General features: G+C 45.3%; 21 protein-coding genes. 2 read left to right on the plus strand and 19 right to left on the minus strand.

The window, feature by feature from the left end:
* Window positions 1–59: 59 nt before the first annotated feature.
* From AC6I7V_RS14900 to AC6I7V_RS14930, 7 genes are all read right to left on the minus strand, one after another.
* On the minus strand, window positions 60–1,352 hold the full coding sequence (locus tag AC6I7V_RS14900; RefSeq protein WP_498012119.1) for an alpha/beta fold hydrolase: 1,293 nt from the start codon (window positions 1,350–1,352) through the stop codon (window positions 60–62).
* A gap of 258 nt (window positions 1,353–1,610) precedes the next feature.
* Window positions 1,611–2,354, minus strand: coding sequence for a DUF3726 domain-containing protein (locus AC6I7V_RS14905; protein WP_498012390.1), 744 nt, complete (start codon window positions 2,352–2,354; stop codon window positions 1,611–1,613).
* A 2-nt stretch (window positions 2,355–2,356) separates the two neighbouring features.
* Window positions 2,357–4,093, minus strand: a complete 1,737-nt coding sequence (locus AC6I7V_RS14910; protein ID WP_498012120.1) for a hypothetical protein — start codon at window positions 4,091–4,093, stop codon at window positions 2,357–2,359.
* Between the two features lie 117 nt (window positions 4,094–4,210).
* Window positions 4,211–5,839, minus strand: coding sequence for a BCCT family transporter (locus AC6I7V_RS14915; protein ID WP_498012121.1), 1,629 nt, complete (start codon window positions 5,837–5,839; stop codon window positions 4,211–4,213).
* A 144-nt stretch (window positions 5,840–5,983) separates the two neighbouring features.
* Window positions 5,984–6,979 (minus strand): membrane dipeptidase, encoded by a 996-nt coding sequence (locus AC6I7V_RS14920; RefSeq protein ID WP_498012122.1) that lies wholly within the window; start codon window positions 6,977–6,979, stop codon window positions 5,984–5,986.
* Window positions 6,980–7,066: 87 nt separating this feature from the next.
* Window positions 7,067–8,527: an aldehyde dehydrogenase family protein gene (locus tag AC6I7V_RS14925; RefSeq protein ID WP_285405567.1), complete on the minus strand. Its 1,461-nt coding sequence runs from the start codon at window positions 8,525–8,527 to the stop codon at window positions 7,067–7,069.
* A gap of 100 nt (window positions 8,528–8,627) precedes the next feature.
* Window positions 8,628–9,026 (minus strand): RidA family protein, encoded by a 399-nt coding sequence (locus AC6I7V_RS14930; protein ID WP_498012123.1) that lies wholly within the window; start codon window positions 9,024–9,026, stop codon window positions 8,628–8,630.
* 158 nt (window positions 9,027–9,184) lie between these two features.
* On the opposite strand from AC6I7V_RS14930, the gene AC6I7V_RS14935 reads away from it, so the two are divergent.
* Window positions 9,185–10,066: a LysR family transcriptional regulator gene (locus AC6I7V_RS14935; protein ID WP_255232659.1), complete on the plus strand. Its 882-nt coding sequence runs from the start codon at window positions 9,185–9,187 to the stop codon at window positions 10,064–10,066.
* A 12-nt stretch (window positions 10,067–10,078) separates the two neighbouring features.
* Here the strand turns inward: AC6I7V_RS14935 and AC6I7V_RS14940 are convergent, their stop codons facing one another.
* The gene (locus tag AC6I7V_RS14940) at window positions 10,079–10,264 is read right to left on the minus strand and encodes a hypothetical protein (protein WP_255232658.1); all 186 of its coding nucleotides are present in this window, start codon (window positions 10,262–10,264) and stop codon (window positions 10,079–10,081) included.
* Between the two features lie 210 nt (window positions 10,265–10,474).
* Here AC6I7V_RS14940 and AC6I7V_RS14945 point away from each other — a divergent pair, with 210 nt between their 5' ends.
* Window positions 10,475–10,726, plus strand: a complete 252-nt coding sequence (locus tag AC6I7V_RS14945; protein ID WP_261883797.1) for a hypothetical protein — start codon at window positions 10,475–10,477, stop codon at window positions 10,724–10,726.
* A gap of 26 nt (window positions 10,727–10,752) precedes the next feature.
* Here the strand turns inward: AC6I7V_RS14945 and AC6I7V_RS14950 are convergent, their stop codons facing one another.
* The 11 genes from AC6I7V_RS14950 to yejF form a co-directional block, all read right to left on the minus strand.
* On the minus strand, window positions 10,753–11,301 hold the full coding sequence (locus AC6I7V_RS14950; protein WP_255232656.1) for an RNA-binding S4 domain-containing protein: 549 nt from the start codon (window positions 11,299–11,301) through the stop codon (window positions 10,753–10,755).
* A gap of 78 nt (window positions 11,302–11,379) precedes the next feature.
* Window positions 11,380–12,669: an ATP-binding protein gene (locus tag AC6I7V_RS14955; RefSeq protein WP_498012124.1), complete on the minus strand. Its 1,290-nt coding sequence runs from the start codon at window positions 12,667–12,669 to the stop codon at window positions 11,380–11,382.
* Window positions 12,670–12,684: 15 nt separating this feature from the next.
* Entirely contained in the window at window positions 12,685–13,389 is a 705-nt protein-coding gene (locus AC6I7V_RS14960) for a response regulator (RefSeq protein ID WP_498012125.1), read from the minus strand.
* A gap of 259 nt (window positions 13,390–13,648) precedes the next feature.
* Window positions 13,649–17,584, minus strand: coding sequence for a zinc-dependent metalloprotease (locus AC6I7V_RS14965; protein WP_498012126.1), 3,936 nt, complete (start codon window positions 17,582–17,584; stop codon window positions 13,649–13,651).
* A gap of 65 nt (window positions 17,585–17,649) precedes the next feature.
* Window positions 17,650–18,489: a hypothetical protein gene (locus AC6I7V_RS14970; protein ID WP_498012127.1), complete on the minus strand. Its 840-nt coding sequence runs from the start codon at window positions 18,487–18,489 to the stop codon at window positions 17,650–17,652.
* 32 nt (window positions 18,490–18,521) lie between these two features.
* Entirely contained in the window at window positions 18,522–19,355 is an 834-nt protein-coding gene (locus AC6I7V_RS14975; RefSeq protein ID WP_498012128.1) for an ABC transporter ATP-binding protein, read from the minus strand.
* Entirely contained in the window at window positions 19,355–20,227 is an 873-nt protein-coding gene (locus AC6I7V_RS14980) for an ABC transporter ATP-binding protein (RefSeq protein WP_498012129.1), read from the minus strand. Before AC6I7V_RS14980 ends, AC6I7V_RS14975 begins: the two co-directional genes overlap by 1 nt.
* A 13-nt stretch (window positions 20,228–20,240) precedes the next feature.
* Window positions 20,241–22,064 carry an extracellular solute-binding protein gene (locus AC6I7V_RS14985; RefSeq protein ID WP_498012130.1) on the minus strand — a complete coding sequence of 608 codons (1,824 nt, stop codon included), beginning with the start codon at window positions 22,062–22,064 and terminating at the stop codon, window positions 20,241–20,243.
* 16 nt (window positions 22,065–22,080) lie between these two features.
* Window positions 22,081–23,139, minus strand: coding sequence for an ABC transporter permease (locus AC6I7V_RS14990; RefSeq protein WP_498012131.1), 1,059 nt, complete (start codon window positions 23,137–23,139; stop codon window positions 22,081–22,083).
* A 2-nt stretch (window positions 23,140–23,141) separates the two neighbouring features.
* The gene (locus tag AC6I7V_RS14995) at window positions 23,142–24,167 is read right to left on the minus strand and encodes an ABC transporter permease subunit (protein WP_498012132.1); all 1,026 of its coding nucleotides are present in this window, start codon (window positions 24,165–24,167) and stop codon (window positions 23,142–23,144) included.
* A 373-nt stretch (window positions 24,168–24,540) separates the two neighbouring features.
* A complete protein-coding gene (gene yejF / locus AC6I7V_RS15000; protein WP_498012133.1) occupies window positions 24,541–26,139 on the minus strand; it encodes a microcin C ABC transporter ATP-binding protein YejF in 1,599 nt (532 codons plus the stop codon).
* Window positions 26,140–26,145: the final 6 nt, after the last annotated feature.

Genomic DNA, 26,145 nt, shown 5'->3' on the forward strand with positions numbered 1-26,145 from the left:
TTTTTCGTAGTTTGATAAGAAACCTTTAAGCAACTGACAATTAATTAAACAGTGACAAGTTACTTCGGTAGGTTCTCAATTGACTCAACCATTGTCATTAACTTATCTAGAATGCGTTCACCATCTGCTCTGATACCATTGTGCTCGTATTCATTGGTGATCCACGCTTTCGAGTTTGGAATCTTAGCCAGAGTTTCACGGCTGTAATCAAGCTCAACGTACATGTCATCTGCATACACTGCACACGCCATCGGTACTCTGTTTTCGCTAAGCTGTTTCGGTTCATATAAACGAACCCAGTCTGACTTGTCAGCTAATAATTCAGCAGCTTGCTTTAACGGCTTTAGGGTCTCTAATTGGTCAAACATCCACGGGTAAACCATTTCGCCCGTAAACCAAAACGCATCACCTGTTTGGTAGTTAAAGTGCGGATATTCATCGCGAACACGATGCGCTGACCATTGCGACGCCGTACCTTGACAATAGATCGACTCATGCAGAATCGCATAAATAGGATTAGTGAGGTAAGCCTGATCTTGTTGCATCTGATTTAAGAAGCTGTAGCTCAGTTGCTTCTCTCCATCCACATCAACAAAGGCGTTTTCCAATGTGAAGTACATCGGCAGATTCGCTTCCCCGCCACCAAGGTTAATACCAATTAGCTGGAACTGCTCAACCGTAAAGATCTGACCATTCGGCAGACGCACTTCATGAGTCAATAGATGATCGGCAATCTCACGACACAGTGTTTGTGCTTGCGGGAACTGAGCGAAGAAGGCTTTGTTCTTATCTTCCACACGCTTGTAAGTCGCTCGATAGACATCATCTGCTTCACGCTCAATTGATGGAATACCGCCTGTGACATAACAACGCAGTAAGCTTTGAGGAAACAGAGAAAGGTAAGTCAGTGTACAAAAGCCGCCAAAGCTCTGACCGATCGTCGCCCACTGCTTAGCACCAAATTGTTCACGAATCGCCTCAGCGTCACGCACAATGTTGTCAGCTCGGAAGTGTGACAGGTAATCAGCTTGTTGCTCTGGATTCAGGTGAGCCAGTGTTTGATGGCTAATCACCGTGCTATTGCCTGTGCCGCGCTGGTCTAGTAAAAGCACGCGGTACTGCTGGAGAGCACGTTTTACCCAACCCGATTCGCCACTCATTCTTGGCGAGGGGAAGCCCGGGCCGCCTTGAAAGTAAACAAGCCAAGGTAAATCTTGATTGTCTTTCGCAAGGTCCACCAATTCACGTGCAAACACCTGAATTTGTTGACCGTGTGGGTTCTGGTAATCGAGAGGAAGCTGAAAGCTATGTTGACGGTAAAGCCTCGTTCCATCAATGAATTGTGCCTGCACGCAAGTATCCTTTATCTGTAACTGATCTATTTATAATTTCAAGATACTCGCAAGTCACCCTATAGGAAACTGTAAATCGTCAAAACGAACAAAAATATTGGCTTCTATCTCTATTCAATGATTTACCAGCAAAAAAAAGAGCCTAATGCTGAGAGGGGACATTAAGCTCTTTGGTTGAAAATCACACCAACTAGTGACACTGTCACTAAGATTTGCAATTGGTTCCTCTATAGAAACCAATGAAAGCAGATTAAGGTTTTAAATGGTTTCAGGCTCCAACTCACCAGCACCTTGAACAGATCGTTGGCTGTTTTCGACCAGTATCGCTGTAGCCGTTTCTTTCAACATGCCCCACTCTTTTTCATCGACCTCAATACCATTTTGCCAAGCATTGCTCTGACTTTCTGTGAGAGAAGAAGACGTTATGTGTTGCTCAAACCCTTGAGATAACGCATCCACATCGAAATCATGAATCGACAGCTCAATGGTCATATTGTGATAATCATCGGCATGAGGTGAGACTTCGTCTGACAGGAACAGCTCCGGTGCAACACAACCTCGGTTTAGAACATATAAGGTACGCTTCGGATTCGATCCATTTGCCCAACTCGCAGTACAAGCGATACCCTTTGAAGCAAGTTTTACCAGCTCGCTATATGCCAACCATCGATTGTGACAGTTAATCAGTTCGATTTTGAGCGCCTTTTTACCGACCATTTTTTCAATCACATAATCCATGATCACAGGTAGATGGCATGCAACGCTGCTTTTGTGCAGGTCCACCTCTACCGTATTATCACTGGTCACCGAAATAGCCACAGGCGTGTCAGACTCAAGCCCAATGTAGTTGCTCGCGTTGTTGAAGTGACGCACACCGTCTAAACCAACCATCTGCAAATCAGCCACCATGTTGGCAACCACGTCCGCTTCACCGCAGCAGCGACGCATACCAAGAAAGGCTTTGTTCACAGCCGCGACAAGTTCATTATGAGAAACGATCATCATTACTTATCCCCTTCAAAGTCAGTATGGTTAGCGGCGTTAGTATGGTGCGGTATCGACGAAGATGTTTGCTCTGGTAACAGTGGGAATAACCACTCACCCTCATGAATTTCATCCAATAGTGGAGCGCCTTGGAAAAAGGTCACGCGAACCCATCGATCTGAGCGAGGGTCGAATTTAGTCGCACCAAAAATCGCTAACTTACAGCGTAACAGGTGCATCGGCAGTGACGATTTGTGGAGTACGTTCATTTGAATGTCACCCATCGCACTCTGCCCTAATGACCAAACTCGTCTTGAAATCGCTCGGTATTGCGGGTTCTGTACTAAGAACTCAGCCAATGACAACTCCGGCGGGAATTGCAATAAAGCATGGTACAGACGATAGGCTTGACGACCGATATCTAACGGCAATTCACGCTCCTCGCCCGGCTCTTCTCCACGCACGCCCAATCTTGGCTCTTCTTTGTCTTGTGAGCGATACCAGAACCAGTAGTTGTTTTCTGCTTTGGTGAAATCTGTATTAATCGCCCAACGATATTTAGTCTCTAGAAGCACCAAGATATCCTGAACTTTTTTACCGCTTGGGAGTGACAGCATCTCGCTACAGTTCATCTCGTCTTGATGTGCATCCACTAAGTCTGGATAGAGCTCCATCAAACAGGAAATGAGTATTTCTTGGGCTTCGAGACTCATACTTTGAGATTGAGCAACGAGCTGCTGCCATGTTCTGCATTTAGCCAGGCTAACACTCAACGAGGCGTTAAATTCTTTTAGGTCAAGGACGGCCTGTTGGTTTAGCCCTTGTTGGTGATCGTTTATGGTGATCACTTGCTCCAAATGGCAAATCGCCTTGTTTATTAATTGCTCAAGTGGATACAGTTTTTCTTGTGATACCGATTGTGCCAACACATCAGCCAATGCATGTTCACGTGTGGTCATCCATTGATCAACAATGCATGGGTGATTAATCAAATACGGCGCCATACCTAAGCCAGTCGCGTTACCAACACCAAGGTATCTCTGTAAGCCTCGGTCGAGCTCCACCGCCGCATCGCCACCAATTTGCTGAGCAAGGTAATGTACCCAGTCCAAGCTGAACTCACGCAGTAAATACACCGCACACATTTGAGCGCTAAACGACTGATTAAAATCTGGGTTGTTTTCTAATACTTTGAAATCCGCAATACCGAACTTGCCGTTGCCGTATACGGCTGTGGTTCTCAATATGTAACCGACTTCTGCCAACTCAGCGGGTGTTGGCTGTTTGCCTTGAGCAAGGTGGCTCACAATATGTTCGAACACTCGGACACTCTTATTGGCACGCGCTAGAACCAAAACATTATTCGGGTTGCGGCCTGCTTCCTGCAGTGGCACATTCGCACGAAGGCGTTCAAGGAGTGCTTGGTCGACATCACCAATAACCAGTGCGAACGTCACGTCCCACTTTTCAGCGATCACTCGATCATTCCGCTCTTCATCTGCGATCTCATCACAGAATACAACCAAGTGATAAACATGCGTTGGCGTCGCTAATTTGTAAATCACATGACCAAAGCCTCTCGGACACAGCTGCCAATCGTGCTTAGTGACTTGCCATTGCTGTTGTGCCATTTTTCGAATCAGCGTTCTCACAAAGCTGATGCGAGTTTGGTGCATTGCGCCTAGTCTTTCTGGCGCCATGACACTCTCTGCGTTACGTAGTTCGGATTCAGTGTAGGTTGAACGATGTGCATCCATTTTGCTCACCACCTTTATAGTTATTTAGTATCACTAACCGTTCCCAGCCGAGGGTTAGTTTTCACGTTATTGAATGAATTGGGGCGAGCCTTTCGCCCCTAATTATTATTGTTTTGTTTATAAACCCTGTTCTTTTGCCAGCTTTATTGCGATTTGTGGCGCATTCCAAAGTGATGGTAAAAGAATCAAAGAAACTGGTACTGCAGTAATGACAATGAAAGATTGCAGTGCAGATATTCCACCAGAACCTAACGAGATAAGGATCAAGGCGGTCACACCCATAGCCACACCCCAGAATGTACGAATGATGGCATTTGGCTCCGTCTCACCACTGATCACAACACTGATGGTGTACGTCATAGAGTCACCCGTCGTCACGATGAAGATTGTGGTCAGAATCAAGAACAAGATTGACACTAACATTGGCATTGGTAGCTGTTGCGTTACAGCCAGCAGTGCACCTGGCAAGTTAAATCCTTCGAATGCCTTACTCACGCTACCTGGGTCAGCGATTTCGAACGCTAGACCAGAACCACCTACTATGGTGAACCAGAAACAAGTTACCAATGGCGCTACAACACTAATCGTCATTACAATCTGGCGGATGTTTCTACCGCGTGAAATACGGGCAATAAAGATTGCCATCATTGGTCCATAGCCTAAGAACCAGCCCCAGAAGAATACCGTCCACCAGCTCAACCAGCCTTCATCACCACGGTAGGTCGCCATTGGAATGAAGTTATCCAGCATGCTACCCACGCCTTGGATGTAGCCATTGAAGATAAAGTTAGTTGGACCAAACAGTAGGATGTAGACCATCAGTGCCATTGCAAGAATCACGTTGTAACGACTCAGCAATTGCATACCGCGGTTTAAGCCACTCAGCGCAGATAGCGTATATAGAGCAATAGCAAACAGGATGATGATCAATTGAGTTGTAAAGCCATCAGGTATCTCGAACAAGGCATTCAATGCGTAGCTAACTTGTAGCCCTAAGAAGCCAATGGGACCTATGGTTCCCGCCGCAACCGCAACAATACAACACGCGTCAATCAGTGCCCCTGTATGCCCTTTTAGCGCTCGCTCGCCCAGCACCGGATAAAGTAGGATGCGTGGTTTCAGTGGCAAACCTTTATCATAATGAAGGTGCATCACCACAATCGAGGTTAAACTGCCGACAATTGCCCATGCTAAGAAGCCCCAGTGCATAAAGGATTGAGATAGTGCATTAACCGCGCCTTGCTGTGCACTCTCTTGCGCGCCATACAAAGGCGGTGGGCTTACATAGTGCGCGATGGGCTCTGCTGCAGCCCAGAACACGCCACCACCAGCTAGCAGTGTACAAAAGATGATTGCCATCCAGCGGAAGCCATCCATCTCAGGCTTATCTGTTCCACCAAGAACTACCTTGCCTGTTCGCCCTGCCGCTAAGCCAAGACCAATAAGAAAAGTAAGCAGAAGAAGCAGCTGCCAATATGGGCCAAAGACTTTCACTGACCATGCAAAGCCGCTGTTAACGAGGCTAGATAAAAGCTCTCCATCATAAAGTGCTAGGGCAACAAACAGTGCGATGAACCCGCCGCTGTACCATAGAGCGGGGTTGCTCAATCCCAACTTGTCGTTGTTTACGTCCTTAGTATTGTTCGCAGTATTCGAATCTGACTTCTGTTTGTCTTTCTTCGACGAGGCGTTCATGCTCGCAGCTTCCAGACCATTCGGTTTCACGCTATTGGTTAAATCAGACATACTCTGACTCCAGAGGTTTCTTTGCAGCTCTCATAACAATGATGGCTGCAAGCGGTGTATTTAACACCTGCCCTGTTATTGTTGTCTTGGGCAGGCTAGTCCATGTTTAGGCCTATCTGGTATAAGGTTTCCTTTTGTTTCGTCCTACTCTTTAGCAAGCGGCTCTAAGCCGTCACTTAAGAAGTTAAACCAGTTTTCACCTAGTATTTTTCCGGCCTCGGCTTCACTAAAGCCGTGACTCATCAAACCGTTATAAATGTTTTCCATGCCACTGCTTCCACAGAACCATGGCAGCGCGTCTGGCCAGCCAGAATTGCTAGCAGAGCCCTCTCCGTAATCCATCGCCTTTGACCAGCGACCATTACGCATCCACTCCAACACCGATTGAGGTTGGTTCAAACACAAGTCACTACCAATACCAAGGTGCTCAACGCCCACCATGTCTGCTGTTCTCGCGACCATTTGGCAAAAATCGTCGAGCGTACATTGGCTTCCATTTGGTAGATGGAATGGATAGAGGCTGAAACCAATCAGGCCACCGCTTGCGGTTAACGCTTTGATCACCTCATTGGATTTGTTTCGCAATGCATCGTGAGCAAACGTTGGATTAGCATGGCTAATACAGATTGGACGCGAAGAGAGATCGATCGCTTCAAGCGTTGAGCGTTCGGCGCTGTGTGACATGTCGATGATCATCCCAACACGGTTCATCTCTTCTATCGCCTGCTTACCGAAGCGAGTAACACCGGTATCGTGCTGCTCATAACAACCGGTCGCTAATAGACTCTGGTTGTTGTAAGTCAACTGCATGATTAAAAGCCCTTGCTGACGCATCACTTCAATCAAACCAATTTCATCGTCGATTGGTGAACAGTTCTGCGCACCCATGAAGATGCCAACCTTGCCAAGCTGTTTGGCTTTTTCGACATCCGCCATTGAGTGGATTGGCATGATAAGATCAGCGTTTTGTTCAAACCTTAGGTTCCATTCAGCAAAGCGAGTCAGAGTTTCACGCGCGTTCTCGTGATAGACAATCGTTGCGTGTACTGCAGTAATGCCGCTGGCTTTCAATGTTTGAAAATATTCTCGGTCCCAATTGCAGTACTGTAATCCATCGATAACTATTCGTTGCTGGTACATAACCACTCCTGTTGAATAACTCAAAATCGAACGTTTGACTCAGCCCGAGCCACACTCGGGCTTCGTCCTTGTTCAGTGACAAAGTCGTTAGTAAGGGCGCTGATACGCAGTTTTAACCACGGTGTAGAACTCTTTCGCATACTGACCCTGCTCACGAGGACCAAAGCTAGACTCTTTACGTCCGCCAAATGGCACGTGATAATCCGTTCCGGCTGTTGGTAGGTTCACCATCACACACCCGGTTTGTGCTTGTTCTTTGAACATCGCGCTAGTACGCAGACTTTGTGTAATGATGCCGCCAGTTAAGCCAAAGCGTGTGTCGTTAGTCGTAGCGATCGCTTCTTCTAAATCTGCTACACGAATAACGCTAGCCATCGGAGCAAAGACCTCTTCTTGGTTCACTTCCCAGCTGTTTTGCGTGTTCAAGAACAGCGTTGGCGACATGTAGTAGCCTTCGTGTTCTAGATTTAAGCGCTCTCCACCAAAGGCCAGCTCCGCACCACTTTGACGTGCCTTTTCAATCCACTCGAAGTTCGCTTCCAGCTGTTTTCCATCAACCACAGGGCCCATGAAAATACCATCCTGAAGTGCGTGGCCTACTTTAAGTTCACTCATACGCTTGATTAGCGCTTCAACGTATTGATCGTGAATGCTATCCATCACCACAAGACGAGAAGAAGCCGTGCATTTCTGACCTGCACCTGAGAATGAACCAGCAATGGTTGCTTCAACCGCGGTCTGGATATCAGCATCGTCCGCAATAACCAGCGCATTCTTTGAGCCCATTTCTAGCTGGCAACGTACGAAGTTTGGCGCTGTCGCGGCAGCAACTTTACGGCCGGTATCTACTGAACCTGTAAAGCTCACACCGTTTACATCTTTCGAATGAATCAGCGCGTCACCTACTGTTGAACCGCTGCCCAATACAAGGTTGAACGTACCCGCTGGGATACCTTGACGGTGGATGATCTCAGTTAATGCAACCGCACTCGCTGGCGTTAAATTCGCTGGCTTCCAAATAACGCTGTTACCAAAAGCCAATGCTGGGGCAATTTTCCAAGCTGCAGTCGCAGTCGGAAAATTCCAAGGAGAGATAATGGCGATAACGCCCACGGCTTCACGAGTCACTTCAACGGAGACCCCTGGACGGACGGAAGCTGCGTTATCACCAATTTGACGAAGTACTTCTGCAGCGAAGTACTGGAAGAACTGACCTGCACGATAGATTTCGCCACGGCCTTCAGCGAACGGCTTACCCTCTTCACGAGAAAGCAGCGTCCCAAGTTCATCACAGCGTGCAATCAGCTCATCACCGATCGCCTGTAGAACCGCTTGCTTACGCTCAATTGGCGTTTTTTCCCACTCAGGTTGAGCGTGTTTTGCTGCTGAGATAGCCTGTTGAACTTGTTCCGAGCTTGCTTGTGCGAAATCACCTAGGTTTTCTGAAATATCAGAAGGGTTGATGTTCGAGACAGTACTCACGCCCGCTTGCCATTCACCACCAATATAGAGTGCATTTTCTGCTTGAACATTGTTTAGTTGAGTCATCATTCTATCCTTGTCACGTCTTAGCGACTGTTGAGTCTGGTCGCTCTGTATTGATTCAATAATTAAGTTGTGTTCGGTTTACTTACTCATGACCTATGCTTTACGCCTGCTGCGAAGCTGACGCATACACGACAAATTCCACTAGCATCTCTTCCCTTGCGAGCCCTGCCACAACCATCGCAGCGCGGTTTGGGTATGGCGCTTCAAAATGCTCAGCATAGATAGCGTTAACTGTTTTTAGGTATTCACGGTCGGTTACGTAGATCAGCACCTGCAGCACAGAGTCCAGTGACTCTCCCGCGCACTCCAGAGTGTGTTTTAGATTGTTAAAAGTTTGTCGCGTTTGAGCTTCAATGCCACCTTCAACCACCACTCCCGTGTCATCAATTGGGATTTGAGCGGTATAAAGAGTACCGTTGTTCACAATGGCCCATTCTAGTGGCGCTTTAGAGGCGAAGAGTTCCGTTTTTACTGGCTGTTTTTTTGTTTGTGCGTTCACGTTCCAATCCAACTTTGTAACAACTTTGTTTCAAGATAGTTAAATACTGCACCTTGACGTCTGATAAATCTAACGGTAAATTTCGTGCATTTGATAAATAAAACTTATCACCACGCGTAAAGCATGGTGATACAAGGGATTGAGAGGGATTCAAACGGATGAGTATCAAACTGCAGCAGTTAAAACATTTCGTTTTCGTGGTGGAAGAAGGAGGTTTTAGAGCCGCAGCGAGCCGTGCCAACCGCTCTCAAGCAGCGCTATCAACATCGATTAAAGAGTTAGAGAAGATACTCGGACAACCCCTGTTTGAAACAGGCAACAAATCGACGCTAACGCCGTTTGGCGAAATATGTCTACCTAAAATCATTCAATTCTTAAATGTTTATAAGGCGCTAGACAATGACTTACGTGCAGCCGCCGCGGGTCAACAAGGAAGAGTGAGAATTGCCAGCGTTCCCTCTGTAGCCGCAAAATTAATCCCGAGTGTGCTGGGAGCGTTCTGTGAGCAATACCCAAATGTAGAAGTGAGTTTGATTGATGATAATGCGGCTGGCGTTGAAGCGAGACTTTTATCCGGGGAGGTTGATGTCGCACTTGGCAACAGCTCAAGTCTCGATGAAGATACGATCGATTTTACTCCATTGATCTCAGACCCGATCGGTGTCGTCTGTCTGAAAGACAATCCAATCGCCAGTCAGCCAGAAGGTATAGAGTGGCAAACGTTGCTTCAACAGCCCTTTATCAGAAACGGCACGTGCACGCTGCTCGACCCTACTCCGGCGCGTACGCTCAGTGAACAGGCACTCTATTCAGTAGAGAACATCACATCCCTATTTTCGGTACTTGAGCTTGGGATTGGGGTAACAACGCTGCCAAAACTTGCCTTCCCAACGAACGAGACTCGTCTAACTTGGATTCCATTAATCGATCCGCCGTTAAAGCGCCAGATAGGTATATTCAGATTGTCAGATAGGACGATTTCTCCGCAAGCACAAGCGTTTCATGACTTGTGTGTGCAGTATTTGAAGATAAACCAATAGAAGATTCATGGATTATGATGGCTTTTCGTTTTCTGACTCATGCTCTGCTACGAAGCGTTTAATGAACCGCCTGATCTCACGCGCAGCAGAGGTATCCATGTCATCACACAATGAAATAAAGTTATCTTTTAACTCACTGTTAATTCTGATGATTAACTGGCTGTCTTTAGCGTTCGCTTTGTTCTTCTTAGTGGCCATCACTGCACACCCTAGATACTCGATTTGATTAGTTCGATTCTAAGACACACCAGAGCAGAGAGCCAATGTGAACCGTATATTCGATGTATATACATGATCCGACTCTACAATTCGCTACAAATGACAATTCATTAGGTCGTCACATATCTGTCATAACTCGCCTGTAGATTACCCTGCGAAGTTTAACTAAACCTCTGATTAAGAAAAGATATGTCACAGGAAAAGCACCCTTTAGACAACAAGATCATCGCACTACTACAACAACGCGGCATGATCAAAAGTGAAGCGAAAACACGCCTCAAGAAACAGGTTTATAAGTTGCAGGCTTCAGAAGTGAATCAGATCAACAACTATTCCAATCACTTTGGCTTGACCGCAAAACAGAAATTGATTGATGAGATATTGGATATCAGACGTGAGGCGATGATTTCGAGCCTCACATCTGAAAAAGGTAGGGTTTGAATTAAGATAGCGTCAGCTAAATTTGATTAGAAGAAGTCGATGGAGTTACGACCGCTCTTCTCATCACGTTGTGGCTTTGGTTTTTCGTTTTGAGCTTGAGGTTTATTTTGAGCTTTAGGTTTATTGGCGGACTTGTTCTTCTGCTTACGCGGCTCGGCAGAAGCACTTAAATTTTGGCCTTGATTAGCGCTCTTATTTTTCGGCTTAGAAGAACGTTTCGATTTGTGCTGCTGTTTAGGTTCTTCTTTTTTCTTTGGTTTCTCAGCCACTTCTTGAACAGGCTGATCACAACAAACCACGTAGTACTCTTGGTTGAACTCAAAGAAGTCGCCATCGTACATTTTGCGACGCTTACGAGTTTCTAGCTCACCATTTACCGCAACGTAACCTTCAGAAATCACGTGCTTGGCCTCACCGCCACCGCCAACTAGGTTAGCGATCTTAAAGACTTTATATAGCTCGATAGGTTGTGATGAGACGTCAACACCAATCGCTTCAATCTCTATCTCTTCGCCTTCTTCGCCATACTGATCCACTTCATCGTAATCAGCGTCTTCGTAGTATTCTTGGTCCATGATGAACTTACCTAAAACATGTTCTTTATCGTATGCAGCGCAGTGTAATGGCAAACCAACAAAATAACCATCATCTATTTACCCTTCTACACGAGGGAATGAGAGAGCAAAGCAAGCGCCATCAAGATAGCTCTCTCCGACGGTCACTTGGGCCTGATGACGTTCACACACCTGCTTTACAATCGCGAGGCCAAGTCCATGCCCTGTCTTACCTTTATTCCTAGCAGCATTTGCGCTGTAGAAAGGGTCAAACAAGAATGGCCAGTGCTCTGACTCAACACCTTTACCATCATCATGCACTTCAACCACAACTTCCCCATCGTTGGACCAAATCTCAATAACAATCTTAGAGTCGGCGAACTTAAATGCATTGCGGACGATGTTGTCTACAGCACGATTAAACAGTTTGAGGTCGACATGCAATTGTACGGACTCTTTAAGAGGCACCTTGACCAAATCAAGCGTGGTCTCTTTTTCCCAAATAGCACATCGCTCACCCAGCCAGTTATTTATATCAACCGGCTGCAACTGCAGTTCGGAGCCACCACGCTCTAGTCGCGAGTAGTAAAGCAGCTCATCGACCATGTCTTCCATCTCTTCGGTATCAGCAAGAATGCGCGCGATTGCCTTTGACTGCTTGTCCGTAGGGTCTAAATCACTCAGTAGCTCCGCTTGCCATTGAATACGAAAAATCGGAGTTCTCAGCTCATGAGCAACGGCGTTGGTCAGAGATTTATTGCTGTTAATTAAGTCGCGAATCTTATCCGCCATCACATTAAAGCTGCGATTAAGCGTACCGAGCTTGATACTATTCTTCTCAGAAGCGCGCTGCATCAGCTCGCCGTTAGAAAACGCAACGGTAACCAGTTCTAAGTTATTCAAGCGACGTTTGATTCGCCATACTAAGAACAGGCCACTGAAGGCAAAACCTGTGATGGCAAATACCCAAATGAATCGGTTTTCGGTCTTTATCTTTTTCCTCAGAAAAGACTCTTTGTTGTCCGATAGCTCGTACACATTTTGACTCTCCGGTAAACGCAGCCAAAGAAAATCTTCTTCATGGTAGTACACGTTTACATCTGGGTTATTAAACGCTTTTTGAACCATTTTAGGTGCAGCTTCAAACGCCACGATACGAAGGTTTTGGCGCGTTTTTTCCGCATAGTTTGTCAAAATGGTCTCGGTTTCAACTACTCCCTTCTCAGTCGCAATCGTGCTAATCAGCTCTTGATAAGCTTCTGCCTGATGATCGCGCAGGATGTACTCGTAGTCGGTACCCAACTTATAAACGACAAAAGCGTACGAATAGATACTGATGAGAAAGATTAGCGTCAGACCCACCAAGTATTCAAAATAGATTCTTCTCATTAAGAAAAGTCGCCTTTACCAGCGTTCAGGAACAAATAGATAGCCTTTACCGCGAACCGTAATGATCTTTTTCGGTGGCATAGTGATGTCATTCAGTTTCTTGCGAAGAATTACGATTTTGTTATCGATAAAGCGATCGACACCATCGTATTCAATTCCTCGAATCTCCTGAGTCAAGTAGTTGCGCGACAAGACCTGCTCCGGCGAAGACGCCAATAACCAAAGCAGCTCAAACTCACTCTCGGCAATCGGAATATCTTGACCTGCATGAACACATGATTTGGTCGCTTTATTGAGGGAAAGCTTGCCAAAACTCAGTTCATTGCCGTTACCCGTGGTATTTGGCTGTAAATCTTGAGTCCGACGAAGCAACATACGCACTCTTGCCAGCAACACACGCTGTCGTACAGGTTTGCTGATAAAGTCATCTGCACCCGTTTCCAGCGCCGCAACATGGTCAAAATCATCGTCACTGGCCGTTAAGATCAGAATCTTGCCATTGAATTGGCTGCGTATTTCGCGACAAATGGTCAGTCCATCAACCTCTGGCAACATTAAATCCAGAAGTACAATGTCAGGTTGAGTCGTTAATATTTGCTCACAGGCAGTCGCCCCATCAGATATGGTAACAACATCAAATGATTGGCTCTCGAAATACTCTTGCAGCATTTCTCTTAGGACTGGATCGTCTTCCACGATCACTAATTTAGGGTTGGTCATAAATCCTTCTTACCGTGTCTCTTGCTACCCTTTTGAACCGCTTCCTTGAGTTTGAATTCAGCACATTCTTCTTACATAGCTGTGATTTTTTTAAATTAATTTGGTTTCATGAAAATGATAGAACTATCTGTATAACATATAAATAACAGATAATGCAGCTAAAAATTCACTATAACGGATGAATTTGATGAATAAAAAAGCCGGTTAGACTAGAAAGAATAACCGGCTCAAATTAACGACTTAATTTATTGCTTCCTAATTATTTTGTGTAACGAGGAAACTGTTCGAAGGCACGGCGATATGTCACATACTCGTTCGAACTCCAAAGTCTCAATTCTTCTGGGTCGTAGTTGTACACTTCTTTGTGTAATGCATTGAAAGACCTTTTATTATTCTCCACAATTTGGTCGCCAAAAACCTGTGCCACATCAAACAGCTTGTCCAACTCATCATCCTCAAACTTGCCAATCGCGCGGTTTTGAGCATTTTCTAAGTGAGCTAGAGGATTACACTTGCGTTTCATGTGATCTTCTTCAGATTCACCATCAACCTTAAATCGCAGACATTTACTACCATCTTCTTCATACGCCTCGAACATGTTGTCGTAAATTCTGTATCTTGCAGAACCCGTCGTGTCTCGAAGTGCAATCAAAGCATCTTTGTCGCCTATCGCAATTATACGGGCTTCATTTCGATCACGTGTGTTTTTGAATACAGAGAGCGCGTTTCGAACTGGGTATGGTAATTTGTTTAGCTTCTCAACACGGGCTTTTTGCTCATCTTGATATAAGGCACGTGAAGCGACAGCATTGGCTAACGTGTTACGTGAGTTCAATGAGTAGTTGACCCCTTTCCAAGTGAAGTTAATCCCATCTGGATCAGCTGTCGCACTGTTTGCAAGGTTAATTGTAATCGAATCACTTAGCCCGCCAACAGAGTCGTTCAGGCCATATTCATTAGCACGATTGTACTTGGTTATATTCGCTAACAGCGTAGCGAAATAAGGAACCACAGTGTCTTGTGGCGATCCCTCTGTCCAATATTCGAAGGCATCTTCACCACCTAACACAAAGTAGCGCTTCATTGGCCATAAGTATGAAGGTACCGCTTCAATCGTTTGAGTTAGACTCGGCTGGTAACGAAGTACAGTTTCAACATAATCACCATTACCATCAACGAAGATCGCTTGACGCGCTTCAGGTCGACCCGCTAGGTCGGATAAGTGCGTATATAGCTCACCAATCTTATCGGAAAGGTCGATTAGAGCTAAACTCGAGTTCTCTGTTGCAATATATGGTGAATCACGACGAACCAACATTTGCGCAGCAAGCAGTTTATCTGGCCACACACCCAGAAGGTCGACTGAGTTAGACGCCGTTTGGTACGGGTTGTTAGCCTTTAAACTTGACCAAATATGACCATCACGCGTCTCAGAGCGCATCACAATCTCATTAGCTTGGTTCTTCAGCAGTTGAACAAGCTCTTCATCATAACAGCTCGTTGGAACGTCTCGGTTTGGTGACATACCTGTTTGGTATGTTAACCAAAGGTCAGAAAGTTTTGCAAAACGATAACGGTTCGGCACTCCCTCGACACCGCTAAGCTCTTCAAGCTCACACACTTTGTCCGGTGCTGTGAGTACGTCGAAGAAGAAATTAGCCGCTAGATTTGCTGCGTTGTATGTGTCACAAATCGGACGAAGTCCTGCTGACATATTGTCTAGTGGTACGATATTACCGCGATAATCGACGCAGTTGTTCCCTGCAATCTCTTTAAACACACTACCTTTGTTATTGGTGGTGTCAGCACCAATGTAACGTGCGAAAACAAAATCGATTTCGCCGACGTTTTCTATGATGTCTCGAATTTTCTGGAATTCATACATACGTTGCCAGAAGTATTCGTACTGGTGATACTGGGAGAACCAATCACGACCATTGCGGCGGTTCGCCGTTTCGTAGCTATCGTAATAACGCTGAATACGGAACTCTGTAATCTCGGTGAGTGATGTACCTTCGTCAAAGCGATCACACGTTAGACTTGTCGTTGTGTGTTCATCGGTACAGAAGCGGTAGCTTGCCAACTCAGGGATACCTTCTGTACCTGCATTCGCACGTAAATGAGCAATGACACCGGTAGGATAAGCATTGTAATCCTCGGTCATTTGTCGGTCGTACTCTGCCAATGAGTATGTCTTACGAACTTGAGCACCTGTATTATCACGTACTGAATCGCCGACAAATTCATTGGTTTCGATCTCACGAGCATAAGCAAATTTAAGCGCTGCTTTGTCATATTTACCAAAGACCAACAGTTCATCAAAAATTGATGCGCCGTAGTCCATGATCGAGCTGTATGCTGCAGGTTTGCCGTGGTGACCCAGTTTGCTTTTCGTTAACTCTTCAGTCGTGTAGAAGTTCGTTTTATCGACAGATCCCATGAAGTTGTGGCGCAAGCCTAAGTTATGGCCTAGCTCATGAATCAATGTCGACTTAAACATGTGCTCTGAAATCGCTTCACTCGCCAATTTTTGCTGCTCTAAGCTCAACTCATTCCATTTTTTCATGGTATTTTGTTCAGCATCAGCAAAATAATCACCACCTGCGTAGTCGATACCAGCGATCAACCCCTTCGCATTAGTACTCAACCACATCGCATCTTCACTGTAGACGTTCTGCTCTGAGAAACGTTTCAGCATATCTTGACGCTTGTAAAATGCTTTTAGCGCTGCATCTTGGTTGGTTACATCAAATTGATGGTTTAAATCAGCTTTTGGGAGTTCATTAATGAACTTGCCCTGACCAACAAATTCCATCTCATTTTCGGTTAGTTGTGGAACGAACTGTTCGGGGCCTCGGTCGGTCGAAATCATGTCATTAAAGACATCGACGTCAGTGCGCTCAGCAACCACAGATGCCGTATCACCCTCTGTTTCACCACTGTCTGCTGCACTGTTTTCTTTCGGTACGAATTTAGCGATCTCTTGACGGTTATAGCGCATCGCCAAGTCATCCCAGTAACGACGAGTGGTAGTACGAATAACGCCTAAGTACTGGTTAACATGAGCATGAATGATCTCACCCGTTAGCGGGTTAGTTGCAGACGGACCATAACCCAACAAGCCATTATCTACTGGTTCATCAATCAAATTGAAAACGTTGTAGCGTAAGTCACCCGATTGAATACCCGCTTTTTTATCGGTGTTCACAATCTTAATTGGCGGCACACCCGTGCCTTCAAGAGACTCATTGACCTCCTTCATCGTATCGATGGTCAGTTGACGGTAAACTTCGTTACCTTCATCAAAATAACTGTCGCTTAGGTAGTAATCGATCGATTCAAGATTTGGGTTAAAACGGTTGATGTAAGCGAAGCGCGAACCTTGAACATCACTTTCACCTGTGTGCGTTTTCACCGCTTTGCTGTCATTAAAAAAGCCGTAGTAAGCACTGTCTTGACCTTGATAATAGACGGGCTCGTAGTTTGAGCTCGCTAGCTTATCTAATTTAACCAGAGAGTAGAAAAAGCGAGTCTTGAACGACAAATTTTCTAGACCACCAAATTCATACTGATCTTCCGGGTCCGCTGTGAATGTGCGCTCTAGCTCAACGTTAATTACACCCTCTTCTGGGTTATATTCGTATGAGATAACACGAGGAGCGGCACTCTCTGATACATTGCTCGCGGTGTACCATGTGCTAAGAGTATCCTCTGATAGCGATTCGATGTTTTCATAATCCGGAATGAAGTGTGTCGCTGTTGTCCAGTCGACATTTTCATCATGGTTGACCTCTTCTTTGTTGGTACACTCTCCGTAACCATTTTCAGCACAACGATACTGTCTAAACTCACCTGGAATTTTCAGTACTGGTACGCGGTTAATCTCAGAGTCCCAACGACTCGGAGCTAATGAGTCAACTTTGTCGCGATCTAACGCTTCAACGTATATACCATTAGTCTCGTCAAAACGTAGCTTGACTAATTTGGGGTCGCCTTGAAAGAAACCACGCTGCGTCAACGCATAACGCGGGGCTTCACCTGTTGAAGGCATGTACATCCACAATGATTCTGTATCTAGAGATTGAACGGTCACCTCTTTTGCGGATCTTTCAACGGTGTCATAGGCTCGATCCTCGGCCCCACACCCACTGAGTACAGCTGCGATACTTGCTGCAATTATTGCTTTTCTAAACATAATGTCCCTGTATTTATAGTTATATCGTTTAGTAAATAACGATTGTTTTTATTAATTAGCTCTCGCTAGAACTGATAATTAACCACTGCGTAATAGGTCATCTTTTTTAAATCGATCAGATCATTAAGCGGATTTTGCCCTTTATCTGGGTTGTAATAACCCACACTATTTGTCATACCAACTGACATCGAAATACTTTCTGTCATTTGGTAGCCAATTTCTTCTCCATGTAAAATGGTTGGATCCAGTGAGTTACCGTGATAATTCCAGGACTGCCTTGGCATTAAGAAAATATTGAAGTAAAAGTCGTCTGCAAATGCATAATCCACGGAAAATTGATTGCTCAGTCGGTACTCAATCATTTGATATCCACCAGCGGTTTTGTATTCATGGAAGTTCTTTCTTAGCAGTACCGTATTACTTAAAGTCAGACCTTCTAACCACTCATCAAATGAAGCACTCCAACGCAATTTGACACGTGTTCCAAATTGCAGGTCATTTCTTTTAGAAGACTCTGACGTTGGAAATATCGCTCTAACCTCACCACTTACCGTGGATCCTTCGGTCGGATTAAACAATCCGTTGCGAGCCCATGACAAAGAGGTGTCATTCCAGAACTGGCCTCGTGTACCATATACATCACCATCTTGCTGATGATAGCCAGATACCACGAGTTGTAACCGAGATTGATCAGAAACGGCATAACGCAAAACGCCCGTTGCAGAAGCTGAACGATTCGCTAAGTGGGCACTATCCTCATAACCATTACGCGAGTAATCTGCACTCACATAACCTGACCATGCGCTCTTTTCATCGCCCTCCACCCACTCATCTTGCAAGTTATTTGCGAGCACAAGCGAGGGCGTTGCCAACAATAGAATTGGCAATACTTTTATTTTATTCATACTGTCCTTCTGCTATTTAATCCGTCTCTTTTTTAATAGTTATTCGCCGCCTGAGTTGTTCTGTTTTTTATTCTTTGTGAAGGGTGCGTAATAGGAATCGCGGATAATAACTCCTTGGTATATTCATTCTTTGGCGATGAATAGACCTCTTTTGCAGTTCCCATTTCGACAATTTTCCCTTTTTTCATTACCGCTACGTGGTCTGAAATATGTTTAACCACCGACAAATCGTGTGAGATAAATATGATGGACAAATTCATCTCTTTTTGTATCTTGAGCAGTAAATTCAATATCTGAGCTTGTACTGATACATCCAATGCCGATACTGACTCATCACAGATAAGTAGTTTTGGTTTGAGTGCAATGGCTCTAGCAATGCCAATGCGCTGCCTTTGACCACCGGAAAACTCATGGGGATAACGGTTTACCGCCGTGTGAGGCAAACCTATCTTGTCGAGCAGTTCCAATACCCACTGTTTTCGCTCTGCTGGTGTACCGATACCATGAATCTTATAAGGCTCTTCTAGGATGCCACCAACCGTATGCCTTTGATTCAACGACTCTAATGGATCTTGAAAGACAATCTGCATTTCGCGGCGAAGCGGTCTCATCTGCTTTGAATTCAAAGGCGTGATCTCTTTGCCCTCGAAGAAGATCTTGCCTTCCGTCGGTTCATACAACTTAAGGATGGTACGCCCAAGTGTGCTTTTTCCGCATCCAGACTCACCCACAAGTCCTAAGGTTTGGCCTTGTTCTAAACTGAACGACACGCCATCGACGGCTTTGATCACATAACCTTTTTTCAAGACCCCCTTACCCGTTAGGTAATACTGTTTTAACCCTTCAATTCTTAATATCTCTGCCATTACGATGCCCCTTGGTAATCAGGAAAAAGTGACAGATCAATAGGGTCAATCTGTATTGCTTGCTTTGGCTCTGAATCCAAACCAGGAATCAAGCCAAGTAACCTCTTGGTATAAGGATGTTTCGGGTAATCAAAGAGCTCAAAAACATCTGCGTTTTCAACAATACGCCCGTCATACATCACCGCAACGTCATCACAGATCTCAGCAACCACACCTAAGTCATGCGTAATGAAAATCATCGCCATGCCCGTCTCTTCCTGTAGCTCTTTCATGAGTTTTAGGATCGAGGCTTGTACTGTCACATCCAACGCAGTAGTAGGTTCATCACAGATAAGCACATCCGGCTTACAAGCCAATGCCATTGCGATCATCACTCGCTGCCTCATACCACCAGAAAGGTTGTGTGGGTACTCTTGAAATCTAAGATCAGGCATCGGAATTTTTACTTTTTCTAGCAAGCCGATCGCGTAGTCTACCTTTTCAGCCTTAGACATCTGGCGATGGTGTAGATCAAGTACTTCCACTAGTTGATTACCAACAGTTTGAACCGGATTCAGCGCCGTCATTGGATCTTGGAAGATGATTGAGATGCGATTACCACGCATTTGGTACAAATCCTGTTCCGCCATCTTGGTTAGATCCGTCTCGCGATACCAAATTTCACCCGCCGTGACCTGCCCGTATGGTTTAGGCAACAACCCCATGATCGACATTGATGTCACGCTTTTGCCGCTGCCCGACTCTCCTACTAATCCCAAAGTTCTGCCTGCTTTAACGTCAAACGAGACACCTTTTAGGATCTTGACTGCGCCTTCATCGGTGCTGAATTCCACCTCTAAATCGCGTACTTTTAGTACTGTTTGTTGCTTCATTGAATATTGCGCCCTATAGCCTGTAACGGTCGTCAATCACAGTGACAGGTTCGAACATTTCGCCCTCTTTGTAAGCCAACTGAGTCTGCTGTTTTAATTCGGTATCAATCCAGAAGTTACTGGTGCCTAGAATGTTGAACATCGCAGCGGTTTTCTTCGTCATTGGGTTGTTTGGAAACTTAACCCAACGCCAGTGTGCATCGCGTGTATAAGGCACCATGTAACCCGGCACAATGACGTAGGCGTTTGAGATTGCTTTCTGTATCTCTCTAGAAAGTTGATATTTCTTTCCAGCATCGAATTCAGATTGGAATGCTTCAATCTTGTGGTCTAACTCTGGCGAGCTGTAGTTGGTGTGATTATTGGTCTGAACTCGGTTTGCATTACTAGAGTGGAAATACTCTTTGTATGCCGGAAGCTCACCACCCCCCATATTCAGAAATGCAAGTTGATGCTTTTTCTCTAAGATGTATTTGAATGCCGCCGAGCCATCGACCAAGTTCAAGTTAAGCTCTAAACCTGCTAGCTTGGCTTGCTCTTTGAGATACGCAATACGAGGTGTCCAGATGTTGTAACCGTAAGTGATCTTAAAGCTGAGGCGCACGCCGTTTTTATTGACTCGAATACCATCAGGACCAATGTTGGTAAAACCAGCGGCTTCGAAATAGCCGATAGCCAACTCTGGTTCGAACGCAGGCGCTTTCGCATTGGGCAGATCGTATTCACCGTGACCAAAGCCTAAAGCATGAGGCTTGCGTGAGTAGTCACCGCGAAGTACGTTCTTGATCATGCCGTCGAAGTCGGTGGCGAAAGTGATCCCTTTACGAACGTTGATATCATTCAACAGTGGCATTGAGGTATTCATCCACAAGCCACCCGCACCTTGTGGTGTTTGGTTAAAGCCCCAAAATTTTTGAATATAGCCTTTGGTAAAGGGCTCTGAATCGGTTTTCTCATGCCACATTTGCGGAAGGATCATAGCAAAGGTGTCCAACTTACCTTTCTCAAAGTGTTTACGTGCAATATCTGAATCGCGAATCACCTTGATACGTAATTTGTCGACATTAAAACGGTTCTGATAATACTTATTACTGTATCCCCACCAATCGACACCTACATGTTGAAAGGTAATACTGCGACCTTTGTTGATCTTAGATATGTAGTAAGGCGACGTCGTTGGCTCAGCTTTAAAGTTGTATTTACGAACAAAGTTGTCGTCCATACCATCGCCATTTTGATCATTGATATTGGCAAAATAGTGTTGCGGGCGCGGTTGCAAGCCGTGGCTCGGTGTATTGAGTAGCACCATCAACTCATCATTACTCTTTGGCTCAGAGACAGTGATAGAGATGGTGTAGTCATCGAACTTCTCGACATTTTCGATGCTGTTTCTGAAGAAGTCGTTGTACCAAGGATCGATAATGTCCTTAGAACGGTAGTACGTCAGCATAAACAGATAATCATCTGCCGTTACCGCTTCACCATCAGACCATTTGGCTTTTGGGTTTAACTTAAAGTAAGCCGTTTTGTAGTCATCCGAGAACGCCCATTCATCAGCAAGTTGAGGTATCCACTTACCCGTATTTGGGTGACGTTGCGCAAGCTTTGGCGTGCCATCCATAATGTAAAAGCGAATACCTGAGTTCGCGTCAGGGCCGACAGAGCGAAGAGTTTGTGGGAAGCTCAACATGTAGCTACGCAGAGTTCCGCCACGTTTAGCTTCATCCGACGCAAAAACAGGGTCTTGCCAGTTGCTGTGCCATTGCAGGTCATGTGGTAGTGTGGCTGCCTGAGCCAAACCACTGAGCAGCAGTGAAATAAGTGCAAATCTATACATGATTACTTCCTTGTTTCTATCTATATAGAGTGTATTTTTTCGGGTCAAAGGCGGTACGAATGGCTTCACCAATGAAGGTCACCATGACCAACACAGAAACAATCGCTGTTACCACAGACACAACAATCCAAGGTGAATCCAAGTTCGACTTCCCTTGTTGTAACAGTTCTCCCCAACTCGGTGTTGGCGGAACAAGGCCAAGACCCAGATAATCCAACGCCGTCAGCGCAGTAATGTTCGCTGCAATGGTGAAAGGTGCTAACGTCACTATCATCACCATGGTATTGGGCAAGATATGGTGGAAAATAATCCTTGCAGTGGAAGCACCTAAAGCTTTGGCAGCCAACACGTATTCTCGCGCTGACTCCTTGTATGTCATGGTTCGCATGTACCAAGTAATACCCATCCAACTGAATGCCACGTTGATCAGGACGAACAACATAAAGGTGGGTTGCGCTATGGAAACCAAAATCATAATTACGTAGAGGAATGGCACCATTGACCACGTTTCAATCAGCCTTTGCACCACTAAATCAAACTTCCCACCAAAGAATCCCATTGCACAGCCAACCGTGACACCAATGACGTAGGCGATGCTCATGGTCAGCAAAGCAAAGCCCATCGCGGTTCGAAAGCCGTAAACCAAACGGGCAAGAATGTCGCGACCAATAACGTCGGTGCCTAAATAATGTTGCGATTCAAAATCCGGAGCGTTAGGTGGAAAGTTGCCTGAAAAGTCCTGCTCAAATGCATTCCAAGGAACCAATGGCAATAACACGAAGTCGCCATTGTTCTCATATTCAAAGTTCTGCTGCAGGTCTCGGTAGTTGGTTTCTGCAGCGTAATCTAAACCAAATGTGTTGCCTGAATACACATCTGAAAAAATCGGGAAGAAGTATTCGCCTTGGTAACGTACAACGAGCGCTTTGCTATTGATCAGCACTTCTGCACACAGAGACAAAATCAACAATGTCGACAACAAAATAAGTGACCAGTAGCCACGCTTGATCTCTTTGAAGCGCTTGATCTGTTTTCTGGTTAACGGGTTGATTGTGAATAGATTTAGTCGAGACATGATTACGCTCCAAACTTCACTCGAGGATCGACAAGCGCAACGCACACATCAGATAAAATATTGCCAAATAGCAGCACCAATGCGTTAATCGCAACAATGCCCATGACCACTGGGTAATCCCGCTCTACAATCGACTCATAACCAAGCAGACCGATGCCATTGATATCGAAGATCACTTCAATCAAGAATGAGCCTGTCATGAAAAACAGTAGTGAGTTACCAAAGTGGCTCGCAATCGGAATCAAACTATTGCGAAGTGCATGTTTACGAATGGCTTGTCTAAACGGCAGACCTTTAGCAATCGCGGTTCGAATGTAATCCGATGAAAGGTTCTCCATCAGGTTGTTTTTCATCGTCATGGTCAACGTGGCGAAATCACCAATTAAGTAACAAATCAGAGGCAGCACTGCATGCCAAAGGATGTCGGTTACCTGCTCTAACAGTGTGGTGAAATCGTCAAAGTCATCGTCGACAAACCCACCCATCGGGAACCACTCTAAGTGGTAGCTAAACAAGGTGATAAGCAGAACACCGACTACGTAACCTGGTAGTGCATAACCAACAAAAATCATGATTGACGAGGCGGAGTCAAAAACACTGCCATGCTTCAACGCCTTGTAATAGCCAAGTGGGATCGAAATGAAGTAGCTGATGAAGAACGTGATGCCACCATACATTGCAGACACTGGCAGTCGCTCAAAGATCATCTCCGTAACTGGCTCGTAGTAACGAGTCGATTCACCCAAATCGAATTGAACCAAACGCGACAACCAATCAAGGTAAGCGTCTGTTACGGGTTTATCTAAACCGTAAAACTTATTTAAGTCTGCTAACTGTTCTTCTGAAAGTGCGGAGTTTTGGCCCACCACTGCGCTCGCCGAAGCGCCATCACCTTGCGGCTGCATATTAGCGAGCATGCGCTCCACCGGACCACCCGGCACAAAGCGGGTAATCGCGAAGATGAGTATTGTGATCCCTAGAAACGTCGGTACAACTAACGCGAAACGCTTCAATAAATATGCAACCATTTTATTTAGCCAAACTCCATTTATAACAACTGAGCATCAATATAATTAATGATAAAACGTAGTCAAATGGTTACATTCTTGTACATAAGGTTACAAAAACCGCAAGAAAAATAGGAGTAAAAACACTATATATCAATTAGTTAGGATAGAACAAAAACTCAAACCAAACGTTTGCATCTTGTTTAGCTACAAACAAAGAATTTGAGAATTGAGGAGTCAGCTACAAAACTAGCTTATGTATTCGTCAACTTGGTTAGCTTTGAATGGGTTTACTGGCGAGCTAAGTAATTGAAAGAATTCGAAATGAATAGATGAAAAAGCCCGATATTTTAGGCATCGGGCTCGATAGACAAAAGCGACAAATGAGTAGTGGTTAAGTGCCTACATTGGACAAAGATACCAACTGTTGGGTGTATTCATGTTGAGGGTTAGAAAAAAGCTGTTCTGTTTCGCCCTTCTCAATTACCTCTCCCGCTTTCATCACAATGGTATAGTGGCAAAGTGATTTAACGACGTTCAAATCATGACTGATAAACAGATAGGTCAACTGATACTTTTCCTGTAGCGATTTCAGAAGCTCCAGTACTTGCGCTTGAACCGTTCTATCCAAAGAAGATGTCGGCTCATCCAGTAAAATAAACTCTGGCTTAAGCACTAAGGCTCGCGCAATTGCGATACGCTGCCGCTGCCCACCTGAAAATTCATTCGGGTAGCGATAGCGCGTTTCAGGGTCTAAATCAACTTCCTTCATTACCTCACAAATGCGTTGGTCAAGTTCAGCTTCGTCCAATTCTTGATGAACTCGTAAGCCCTCTCCGATTACTTGCGCGACCGACATACGTGGATTCAGCGCTGAGAACGGATCTTGAAACACTACCTGCATTCGACTGCGATACGGCAACATCTCTTGACGATTCAACCCTTGGATTTGATTGCCATCGTATTGGATTGAGCCTTCACTCTCGACCAGCTTCAAAATCGCCATACCGGTCGTCGACTTGCCCGAGCCACTCTCACCCACCAATCCAATTGAGTGACCTTGCTTGAGGTCAAACTGCATATCGGTGACCGCTTTCACGTGTGAGATGGTGCGTTTAAACAAGCCACCCGTGATTGGAAACCACACTTTGAGTTGTTCAACATTGAGTAGTGAACTTGCACCAGCTGTCACAGGGACAGGCAAACCTTTAGGATCAGAATCAATCAGCTTTTTGGTATACGGATGCTTTGGTGTAGTAAACAGCGAAGCGCACTCACCTTCTTCAACTAACTCACCATCTTTCATCACAGCAACACGGTCGGCAATTTTGCGTACGATACTCAAATCGTGAGTAATAAACAGCATCGCCATACCAAGCTCTTGTTGAAGGTCTTTGAGCAAGTCCAGTATCTGGGCTTGTACAGACACATCTAATGCCGTGGTCGGTTCGTCAGCAATTAACAACTCCGGCTCATTGATCAGAGCCATCGCAATCATGACTCGTTGGCGTTCACCTCCAGACAGTTCATGCGGATAAGCATTGATCTTCTGCTCTGGGTGGCGGATACCGACTTTAGACAGCCATTCAACTGCTAATGCTTGCGCTTTATTGGTTCGCATTCCTCGATGAATCGCTAGTGTCTCTACCAACTGTTTACCCACTTTATGTAGTGGGTTGAGTGACACCATTGGCTCTTGGAAAATCATACCGATTCGCCCTCCGCGAATACCGCGCAGCTCACGCTCGGAACAGCTAAGAATATCGGTACCAGCAAAGTTCACTCGACCAGTAAGATAGTGAGATGAACCTTTTGGCAATAACTTCAACACTGAGTTAGCGGTCACCGATTTTCCAGAACCACTTTCGCCCACCAAGGCTAATGTTTCTCCTTTATTAATCGACAAGGAAACATTGTGAGTGACCTGTTCAATGGCATTTTTACGACCAAAACCAACAGAGAGGTTTTCAATAGTCAGAACAGTATTATTCATTGTCAT

The organism is Vibrio sp. KUL70 (assembly GCF_059725515.1).